This window comes from Candidatus Zixiibacteriota bacterium (genome assembly GCA_018820315.1).
Taxonomy (GTDB): Bacteria; Zixibacteria; MSB-5A5; order JAABVY01; family JAHJOQ01; genus JAHJOQ01.
On the sequence record JAHJOQ010000007.1, the window covers coordinates 1 to 8,795 of the forward strand.

The 8,795-nt window shown below is 51.4% G+C and carries 12 protein-coding genes; 3 read left to right on the top strand and 9 right to left on the bottom strand.

Annotated features, from left to right (window positions below):
* Window positions 1-86: 86 nt before the first annotated feature.
* A complete protein-coding gene (locus KKH67_00730) occupies window positions 87-791 on the bottom strand; it encodes a methyltransferase domain-containing protein (protein ID MBU1317696.1) in 705 nt (234 codons plus the stop codon).
* A 186-nt stretch (window positions 792-977) separates the two neighbouring features.
* Here KKH67_00730 and KKH67_00735 point away from each other — a divergent pair, with 186 nt between their 5' ends.
* Both KKH67_00735 and KKH67_00740 read left to right on the top strand, forming a co-directional pair.
* Window positions 978-1,538, top strand: a complete 561-nt coding sequence (locus KKH67_00735; GenBank protein MBU1317697.1) for a class I SAM-dependent methyltransferase — start codon at window positions 978-980, stop codon at window positions 1,536-1,538.
* Between the two features lie 182 nt (window positions 1,539-1,720).
* Window positions 1,721-2,074 carry a CGGC domain-containing protein gene (locus tag KKH67_00740; GenBank protein MBU1317698.1) on the top strand — a complete coding sequence of 118 codons (354 nt, stop codon included), beginning with the start codon at window positions 1,721-1,723 and terminating at the stop codon, window positions 2,072-2,074.
* A 158-nt stretch (window positions 2,075-2,232) separates the two neighbouring features.
* On the opposite strand, the gene KKH67_00745 is transcribed toward KKH67_00740, so the two are convergent.
* Genes KKH67_00745 through KKH67_00755 form a run of 3 tightly spaced genes read right to left on the bottom strand, consistent with a single transcriptional unit; the run spans window position 2,233 to window position 5,084 of the window.
* Entirely contained in the window at window positions 2,233-3,015 is a 783-nt protein-coding gene (locus tag KKH67_00745; protein MBU1317699.1) for a metal ABC transporter permease, read from the bottom strand.
* 20 nt (window positions 3,016-3,035) lie between these two features.
* On the bottom strand, window positions 3,036-3,920 hold the full coding sequence (locus KKH67_00750; protein MBU1317700.1) for a metal ABC transporter substrate-binding protein: 885 nt from the start codon (window positions 3,918-3,920) through the stop codon (window positions 3,036-3,038).
* Window positions 3,921-3,929: 9 nt separating this feature from the next.
* Entirely contained in the window at window positions 3,930-5,084 is a 1,155-nt protein-coding gene (locus tag KKH67_00755; GenBank protein MBU1317701.1) for a hypothetical protein, read from the bottom strand.
* Window positions 5,085-5,212: 128 nt separating this feature from the next.
* Here KKH67_00755 and KKH67_00760 point away from each other — a divergent pair, with 128 nt between their 5' ends.
* Window positions 5,213-5,374: a hypothetical protein gene (locus KKH67_00760; GenBank protein ID MBU1317702.1), complete on the top strand. Its 162-nt coding sequence runs from the start codon at window positions 5,213-5,215 to the stop codon at window positions 5,372-5,374.
* A 357-nt stretch (window positions 5,375-5,731) separates the two neighbouring features.
* Here the strand turns inward: KKH67_00760 and KKH67_00765 are convergent, their stop codons facing one another.
* From KKH67_00765 to KKH67_00785, 5 genes are all read right to left on the bottom strand, one after another.
* Complete coding sequence (locus KKH67_00765; protein MBU1317703.1) at window positions 5,732-6,517, bottom strand: hypothetical protein; 786 nt, start codon at window positions 6,515-6,517, stop codon at window positions 5,732-5,734.
* A complete protein-coding gene (locus tag KKH67_00770) occupies window positions 6,514-7,302 on the bottom strand; it encodes a sulfite exporter TauE/SafE family protein (protein MBU1317704.1) in 789 nt (262 codons plus the stop codon). Before KKH67_00770 ends, KKH67_00765 begins: the two co-directional genes overlap by 4 nt.
* A gap of 95 nt (window positions 7,303-7,397) precedes the next feature.
* Window positions 7,398-7,841 carry a PaaI family thioesterase gene (locus KKH67_00775; GenBank protein MBU1317705.1) on the bottom strand — a complete coding sequence of 148 codons (444 nt, stop codon included), beginning with the start codon at window positions 7,839-7,841 and terminating at the stop codon, window positions 7,398-7,400.
* A 16-nt stretch (window positions 7,842-7,857) separates the two neighbouring features.
* The gene (locus tag KKH67_00780) at window positions 7,858-8,340 is read right to left on the bottom strand and encodes a NifB/NifX family molybdenum-iron cluster-binding protein (GenBank protein ID MBU1317706.1); all 483 of its coding nucleotides are present in this window, start codon (window positions 8,338-8,340) and stop codon (window positions 7,858-7,860) included.
* Window positions 8,300-8,632, bottom strand: a complete 333-nt coding sequence (locus tag KKH67_00785) for a DUF134 domain-containing protein (protein ID MBU1317707.1) — start codon at window positions 8,630-8,632, stop codon at window positions 8,300-8,302. Before KKH67_00785 ends, KKH67_00780 begins: the two co-directional genes overlap by 41 nt.
* Window positions 8,633-8,795 lie beyond the last annotated feature (163 nt).

Genomic DNA, 8,795 nt, shown 5'->3' on the forward strand with positions numbered 1-8,795 from the left:
ATACTGTGACCTGCGTTTCGCCGGGCAAAATCGCTCCGATGCAAACACATTATTGCACAATCAGTGCCTCAACGCAACCGTTTTGGCTATGCATCTGCTCTCAGCTGCTGTCGGACTCTTCGTCCTTTTCTCATGACTATAAATACTGACTGATAACGCCGAGGGTTCTTCTTGAACACGTTGATTTCCTTTTGTTCCTTCTCAAGGAGCGTCAATAGGTTCGGATCATCAACATGTTGATTGCGTAACTCCTCGATTCGCCTGTCCAGTGGAGCGTAGTACTCATTCCACCACACCTCATCAGACAATATGAAACGCCCAAGCAATTCGTAGCCACAGATGGAGACTTGGTCAAGTTTCTTCTCGATATTCCGTATATCGTCATGCACGACCAGAAACCCATTCGGCTTAAGGAACCGCCGCCATTCTTCAAGCCCCTTTCTGAAGCCGATTGCTGATACTGATCCTTCCGCCCAGATAATATCGAAACTCCCGTTCGGAAAATCCAACTTCGCTATTGAGCATTCCACGATTCTGATTCTGTCCGTAAGTCTCTGCGATTCGAGCTTTCCCGCAAGTTTATCCAATTCGGTCTTATCAATGTCCAATCCGATTATCTCGCCATTGCTCAATCTTGCCAACTCAATAGTCGGTACGCCGGAACCGCACCCTATATCCAGAATACGGGGCTCATCCAACTCCGGGAGCATAGCGTATGCCTGCCTCGTGTACTTGTTCAGATTGGCTCTGATGGCATCTCTGTCTATCTGGTACGGGGTGTCCTTGCTCATTGCAACCGGGTTTCCTTGACAATCACGGGTTACCTCCACCAAGTAGTATACCGCATTTGAAGGTAGTTTCCAAGATCATCACTAAGTAGTTTGCAGTCTTAGTGTCACCCGCTATATTGTGTATGGGTGTGGGAGTGTGTATCTCGAACGTACGTTTGCAGGAGAATATCGATTAGGCGAGGCAATATGTTTGCCAGAATCTTATCGAGGTGGATTGACCACATCGTGGGAGCTGGGCCTCTGAGGCCGTTCTTTCAGAATCCTCGGAGAATCCTGCGCAATTATGTGAAGCCGGGCATGACGGTACTTGACATTGGCTGCGGTGGGGGGTTTTTCAGTCTTGGGATGGCCAGGATGGTTAGGGAGAATGGGGGAGTCATCTGTGTCGATCTTCAAGCCGATGCAATCAAGAACCTGGAAATGCAGGCGACCAAAGCAGGGCTGTTGAAACGAATGAACACGCGAGTTTGTAGTGATTACAGCTTAAACATCGACGATATGGCGGGTCAGGTTGATTTCACGTTGGCTTTTTATGTGGTGCACCATGCAGCTGATGCTGCCAGGCTTATGACCGAAGTGCACAGCGCGCTTAAACAAGGTGGCAAGCTTATGATTGTGGAGCCCAGACATCATGCCTCGGCAGATGAATGCATATCTGTTGAAACCACCGCGCAGCAAGCTGGATTCTCAGTAGTTGACCATCCGAAGCTGATACGCGACTGGGCGGTCTTACTTGTAAAGAATTGAGTATCCAGGTGACTCATTAACACACGACTCTGCTTCATGCGTTCAACAATCACTATTTCACCGCCAGGAATCTCGCTGTCGAAACCCTTCCTGCCGCCAAGGACACGTCTGAGATTCAGCAGGCAGGATATCCGGCAACATGGTCGGTTCGCTACAAGCGCAATGTTAGAAAGGAGAATATCATGTCAAGAATCGCAGTACTCTACTGCAAACGTGTGAAGGATCATTCCTGCATCGCCTGTGCGAAATGCTACAAAGGAATGGCGGAGAAGAACGGGGAGTTCGCCCGTTACGAAGAGATCGAGTTAGTTGCTATGACCGATTGCGGAGACTGCCCGGGTCTTGCGTTTCCGAGGGTCAAGCTACTGAGTGAAATCACTCAAAGTCTCGACAGGCCAATCGAGACTCTTCATCTTGGAACCTGCATGAAGCTGGCAATGAAGACGGCCGACTGTCCGATTGACTTCGATGATCTCAAAATAATCTTGGAACAGAAGTTTGGCATAGAGGTAGTTCTCGGAACACATTCCTACTAACATTCAAGTTCCGGCAACCGCAACTGATAATGCCGGATAGAGATGGCATGTCCTTTGTATTCGGTGTTCTTATTAGTGCCCTTTCAGTAGAAGCATGCTCTTCGCTTCGATGAATTCGGCGGCCCAAGAGCAATAAGGCAGTCGCCGGCTACCATTCCTCACTTCATAAGGTGCCGCACGATTGCATACAGCGACAACAAGGCACCAAACGCAACGACGATTGTTGCCCCAGTCGGTGTATCGAGCCAGAATGACAGCACTATCCCTAAAGCTGAACCAACAAAGCCGAACAGCCAGCCGCACACAAGCCGAAGCCCGATTCTTTCAGTGACGAGAGCGGCAAAAACCGACGGCACTACCAGGAAAATGAAGACAAGCAACACACCGCAGATCTTAACCGACGAAGTCACTACGATGGCGAACGAAGCGTAAAACAGGAAGTCCCACCACCTGGATGCCATGGTGCTCTTTTCTCTGCTAAAGGTCAATGCAAGAAACTCGCCCCGAGCTATCCAGTGGAACAGACCGACGGCGGCGTAGATCGCTGCTGTCTTGCCGATCGCTGCTGGGGTGACCGTGAGCAGGCTGCCAACCAGGAGATAACGAATGTGTTCGGCGCCCTCTGGGGCATGACTGACAGCCAGAATTGCCGCCGCTGAGCTTACGGCATAGACAATGCCAATGATCGCTTCTTGTGGCACTTTCCCTTCGATATCGCGGGTGAAGGTGAATACGATCCCACCGAGCAATGCGAATCCGAGAGCGAACGCATACGAGACTAAGCTGTCATGTCCAAAGCCGAGAAGCAAGGCAAGGGTTACACCGAAGGCGGCTACCTGCGCCAGTGACAGATCAACGAAGATGATTCCCCTTTTGATCACATGCAGCCCGAAATACACGTGTATGCCCACGAGCACCAAGGAAGCCAGAAATGGCCACATCAGGAATGGTAGATACTCGGTCACTTGAGCACCCCAAGAATCGCGTCAATATTGGCTTCGAGCCACTGCAGGTAACTCTCATCTTGGCTGCGGGCTCCGAGCGATGGGTAAAGCGTGACAACCACTGCTCCGGTCTCTTCTGCGATTTTTTGAGGTACTCGTTGATCGAAGTATGGCTCCACCCCGATAACCCGGATGCGCCGCTGACGAACCTGCCCGGTGAGTTTCTTGACATGTGTGGACGACGGTGGAACACCCGGGTAGGGCTCAATGAAGCCAGCAACTCTCAGGCCGGTAAACAGACAGAAATATGGCCACGAGTTGTGGTACGTGATTATCTCGACTCCCTTCAGTTGAGCCGTTTTGGCCTCAATCTTCTCAAGTCCAGCCTCAAGTTCGGAAAGGAATCGTGACTGGTTTGTACGATACTTCTCGATATTGATTGGGTCCGCCTCGCACAGCCCCTCCACAATCGCATCAGTGATCGGCTTCACATTTCGCGGTCCAAGCCAGTAGTGGGGGTTGCCAAACTGGTGAAGGTCACCGTAGCGAGCATCAGCCTTGAAATCTGGCACCTCGAGTGGTTCGACATACCTGGAACAGTCGACAATCACCTGCCTGCTATTGCGGGATCCGTCGATGATCTGGTCCATCCACAAATCGAGTTCCAAGCCAACCTTTAGGACAACATCGGTCCGTTGCACCTTCATCATGTAACTTGGCCGGACTTCCACAAAATGCACATCGGCGGTCGGGCGCGCGATTGCCGTCACTTCGACCAGATCACCACCCATCTCGCGTGCGAAGTAAGCCAGATCTGCCGTTGATGCCACTACCCGCACCTGGGCCGCAACAACGGCCGGAAGCAGGATCAGCGCGGCCATAACGAGATTGAATGTACGCATAGATACCTCCTAGAAGTTGTGCGGTTTATGGGGACCCAGGCTAAAAACAAGCTGAAGTGTGGCTTCCCAAAAGCCATCACCTTCCTCAGACTCGGTCCAGTGACCAGCCAGACGGACCAAGCTGGTCTCCTCGATTGGCGCAAATCCCACAAATAGACCTGCACGCCAAGTATCATGCTTCTGCATATTATGTTCTTCAGCACCGTCGTGATGCACGGCTTCCTCTTTACAAGCCCACTCGAAAACGCCGCCGATGTTGTACTTCTGATTGAAGAGGTAGTCGATGTACGCGTATGCTCCGTATGAAGTGAGGTTGTTTTCATCCCCCGCCTGCTCGTCCATACGAGCGATTCCCTCCGCCTCGATCTGTACCGTAGTGTATCGTGACGGTTTGTACTTGTATTTGATGTCACCGCCGAACAGCCAAGAACGGAGTTGCCTGGGCTCACCGTGATCCTCTTCTTCGTCCTTATGCTCATGGATGGCATACACCGCGTTCACGACTGAGGCACCGATAGCCAGCTCTGCGGATTCTGACACAGCGAGGGAACTGGTCAGTCTGCCGAAGAACCCAAGGTCTCGGTCCTCTTCATCCGCCTCCTCGTGTTCTTCACCCTCTTCTTCGTGTTGATGGTGTTTGTGCCCGGTCAGAATATCACCTTTCAATAGTCCGGCCATCAGTTCGGTATACGCGTCACCCATGGGCAAGAGGAAGCCTGCCCGGACTGCCATGTCGGCGAGCCCCTCTTCTCCGAAAAACATTTCATGCGGCAAAGGGCGTTGGATGAATGAGTACGCATGGGGGTGAACCGGGTTGAGCCGGCCGAACTCCAACAAGTACTTGCCAACGCGCAAGTTAATGCCGAGCGGAAGACCCCGGAGAATGGTCGCATAGAGCTCCTCGATCTCAGCGTTGTGATCCCCATGCCACGCGACCACCACGTCTGCTCGGGCGTATGGATTTAGGTAACCGCCGATATTCAACTCCAGTTCAGGATTGGCGAGATTGACCTCTTCTTTCCGCTCATCCCTGGCCTCATCGTTGTGACTGAACAGGCGAAAGTCGCCAACAGCCGATATGTCCGGGTTCAATGCGGTCTGTGCCTTTGCCAGGGAACATCCAAACAAGGATAACGCAATCACAGCCACAAGTCTGGAAGTCATACTTTCCTCCTCAGAGCGGTTTTACTTCTCTGGTCGATGTTACTTACTGATGAAATTGCTGCCGTTCGGCAGCCCAGATACCGGGATCAGCCCCGGCCCAGAATGCGTGTTGGTGGAGCGCGACAACCATGCTCCGAAAGGGAATGGGAGTACCGGATCTCGCCGTCGGTCTCCGGGGCAAAGAGCTGTTCGATGAAATACAGGAGAAACACCGCTACAGACGGTACAAACAGCGACGACAGAGTCAGACACACCAGGCAATCGGTATCATCGCTGTCGCAATGAACTAAGTGGTCAAGCAATAGAGCAAACGATAGCGATAGAAGTAGAAAGATCAGAACTGCTGCTGCTCGACTGATTTTCATCGGGTTCGACACTCCTCAATCATGCTGAAACTAGTCCCCATTAGCGCTAGAGTCAAGATGAAAACTTGAGAGATGTTACAAATCACGCTCGGAAACGCTGCTTATTCTTGATCACGCGGACTCTTGCAATCGTCTCACGCTTAATCGGAACATAAACGTGCTATCGGGTGACCCTGACAGCCTTCCCGAATTATCTCCGCCGTCGGGTGCGGTGACCCAACGGCACAGTACACTGCGACAACAAGGCTTTAAGACCAGCGATAATAGTAATCCCATTGGCGTTTAAGCCAAATCCAACCCATCCCGGCCGCGCGGACAGATTCTTTCGATGTCAAGCAACTGACATACGCCTGCTGCAGTCACACCATAAACCAGGTACTTTTTCTTGCGAGATTGAATCAGGTTCCAAATTTGAGTGAATGTGTCATTCACGAGCGTGGTCCCGGTAAATATGATTACATCCGAAACCTCGATAAGGTCCTCGGTACGTTTGCTGCCATCCCAGATTTCCACACCGAACTTGCGCTTACCGATATTATCCTTGCTTAAATCCGTGATATGGACATGGTCCGGGCCGAAGGCGTCTATCAGCCTCTCGGCGATAGCGGGATTCAAGCCGATAAGCCCAACATCCGTTTTGCCGTATTTCTTGAGTAAGAAATCGGCGATATCGAGAGCGCATTCCTCAGGCTCTTCATCTTTGCAGTGTACCGTCTTGTCTACCATTTTGAGGCTGCCCAGCACCGCGTTAAGAGTGGCAATATATATCGCCCTGTTCTGATTCGTGTTTAGCTCCAGATTCAGCACATCCTTCAGGACACCCACAAACTCCCGTGGCGAATCGGTATAGGCATGCCCGTTTGATCCCAGGAATTCGGCCTCTATGACTCTCTCTTTGCCGATTATGATCGGGAAGTCCCGTCGACCGGGCATGCCGATAGCCTCCTCAGGTGTCAGGGGCTTGACCAGGACGGTAACATCGACATCAAGTAAGTTGTTCTTTTCTACAATTTCCCGGAATCCGGCCATGGTCTTATCTAGAATCCCAATTTCGCTTTCTTTGCTCATATCCTCATCTCAAAAAATGAAAGCGCAAATTTCAACGATACATATAAAAATACCAATCCGAAAATAAACTTCAAGGCATTAGATGAAGCGCGCTTGTTGAGCATGGCTCCGAGGTTGGCTCCAAGCAGCGTGCCCAAACACATAGGCAAAGCCAGAGTCAGGTCGATGAATCCCTGCCCGTACTTGAATGAAGAGCTTATGAGCGCATTTACGGAAAAGCACATCAGCGAGGAAGCCATAGCTGCCTTAATAGGTGCATAGAGGACGTAAGTAAAAGCCGGGACCAGGATTACCCCTGTGCCTATTCCCAGAAGGCCCGGCAGAGCACCAGCCAGGGAACCGATGGATATTTTCTGAACCAGGGTACCTTTTATCTCTTTATCAACTCTTTCCTTTTCTCTATCTCGGATAAGACCTGGAATTCCTTCCGCGATCATGCGAATTGATATCAGAGAAAATACCAGTCCCATCCCTAGATCAAGCCAGCGTTCTCGTGTCGATAGACATAAGAACACGAAGGAAAATACTACGGTGGCCAGCGCTCCTGATATAATGATGGGAACGATTGAGCGTGTATTTAGATTGCCCAGTTTATAGTGACGGTAGCTGCCTCCCAGAGTAGTGAAAAACACGGCCAGAATGCAGGTACCTGCAGCGTGGGCAGGTGATAGCCCTACGAGAAATCGCAGCATCGGCATCAGCACGATCCCTCCGCCGATTCCCAGGAGGCCCCCAAGAGTGCCTGCCAATATCCCCCCAAGAAAGAGCGCGAGTATTTCAGACATCTCGCTCGTATCTACCTGCCACTGAACAGCTTTGGTCTGCTGGTTTGTAAACGATCAAGACATTCTCCAGGTGTATTTTCACAACAGCCTTACGCTCACTCAGAATATCCTGCAGCGGGAGAGACAATCCAGAACTTGGCTTCTGCCTTGCTTTTCAACTCGCCGCCCTGATGTAGAGTGCCTTTCAGCAGGTGAAGGTGTGATTTCTGTTTCTCCACCTGGGCACACACTGTGATTGATCGGCCAGAAATCACGGGCCGAAGGAAACGGATGTTCAACGAGGCGGTTACGCCGGACAGCCCATTCGCAAACAGGCAATGGGTCATCGCGGCATCGAATAATAGGGAAATGATCCCCCCGTGCAGTCGGCCTTGATATCCCTGAAACCGTAATCCATCCCGAACGGTGATGGACGTGGTACCATCCTCACTAGTATCGGACTCTAGGCCGAGGCCAAGAGGATCATCAGCGCTGCGAACCGCGCAGTTGGGATGCGCTTCTCGGGCTGTTCGCGTATGTATCGTTCTATCTGTTTTCATTGGTCGCAGTCACGGTTCAGCCTTGCCCCCTCCTGCGTCCACCCTCCGAACCTTGACCCTGATGGCGGCATCCGCCTTGGCCGTATCCGGCGCCTCGCCCGCGAGCGGGGACAGATTCGCTGCTCGTGAGCTCGGCACTCTGGCCATGACCGCGGCAGGCTTTGGCCGGATCAATCTCGGTCAGACTTCCTTCATTGAGCTTATTAACTGTCTCCGAGACCTTATCAGATTCGGCCTGATAGATCTTAATACCTTCGCTAGTCAGAGCTTCAACCGCTCGCCTCCCCATTCCAGAGCACACGATACAGTCGATCTTGTATCGAGCGAGCTGAATCATCGGGTGGCAGGTGCCGTGGCTGTGGTGGGCATTTCGGTTCTCTAGTACGGTTACTTCACTCGTTTCGCTGTCAAACAGCGTGAAACAGGGCGCAGAACCGAAGTGATCAGAAACCGTGTCTTCAAGTCCGGCACTTCCGTTGGTGGGTATGCAAGCCAGCATTTCTTTCCTCACTTTCTTTAAGATTAATCACAATGGCGTCGTTATGTAGCATTGCCTCAATTATCACTTTTCTGCCGCTGTAAAGCAGCCGCTGGATTGTGCCGCGCGAGATACCCATACGGCGACCCGCCTCCTCTTGATCTAATGCCTCTGCGTCGCAGAGACGCATTGCCTCAAACTGGTCGAGACTGATAACTAATGTTCTCATCCCCCTAAAAGGTATTCCTCTGGGTTTGTACACACGATCACCTTCATATCGGCGGCAGCATCTTCTTTTTCTTGGTCGGCTCATATCCTCCAGTTTCCTTTATGTGCATATGCACATAATGAGTATCGGAAAAGATCTCCCATATGTCAATAGTTTTCTTTCTCATACTTGGGACTCGGAACGTAAAAGGTACCCCCCTTCTGATCTGGGGGAAGAATGGAAAAAGGTTGATAAAGGAATGGTTCAA

Coding starts and splice junctions, on each gene's coding strand:
- KKH67_00780 (MBU1317706.1), bottom strand. CDS start 8,340: ATGCTGGCTTGCATACCCACCAACGGAAGTGCCGGACTTGAAGACACG.
- KKH67_00770 (MBU1317704.1), bottom strand. CDS start 7,302: ATGTCTGAAATACTCGCGCTCTTTCTTGGGGGGATATTGGCAGGCACT.
- KKH67_00735 (MBU1317697.1), top strand. CDS start 978: ATGTTTGCCAGAATCTTATCGAGGTGGATTGACCACATCGTGGGAGCT.
- KKH67_00750 (MBU1317700.1), bottom strand. CDS start 3,920: ATGCGTACATTCAATCTCGTTATGGCCGCGCTGATCCTGCTTCCGGCC.
- KKH67_00730 (MBU1317696.1), bottom strand. CDS start 791: ATGAGCAAGGACACCCCGTACCAGATAGACAGAGATGCCATCAGAGCC.
- KKH67_00775 (MBU1317705.1), bottom strand. CDS start 7,841: ATGAAAACAGATAGAACGATACATACGCGAACAGCCCGAGAAGCGCAT.
- KKH67_00760 (MBU1317702.1), top strand. CDS start 5,213: ATGCTCCGAAAGGGAATGGGAGTACCGGATCTCGCCGTCGGTCTCCGG.
- KKH67_00740 (MBU1317698.1), top strand. CDS start 1,721: ATGTCAAGAATCGCAGTACTCTACTGCAAACGTGTGAAGGATCATTCC.
- KKH67_00785 (MBU1317707.1), bottom strand. CDS start 8,632: ATGAGCCGACCAAGAAAAAGAAGATGCTGCCGCCGATATGAAGGTGAT.
- KKH67_00745 (MBU1317699.1), bottom strand. CDS start 3,015: ATGTGGCCATTTCTGGCTTCCTTGGTGCTCGTGGGCATACACGTGTAT.
- KKH67_00755 (MBU1317701.1), bottom strand. CDS start 5,084: ATGACTTCCAGACTTGTGGCTGTGATTGCGTTATCCTTGTTTGGATGT.
- KKH67_00765 (MBU1317703.1), bottom strand. CDS start 6,517: ATGAGCAAAGAAAGCGAAATTGGGATTCTAGATAAGACCATGGCCGGA.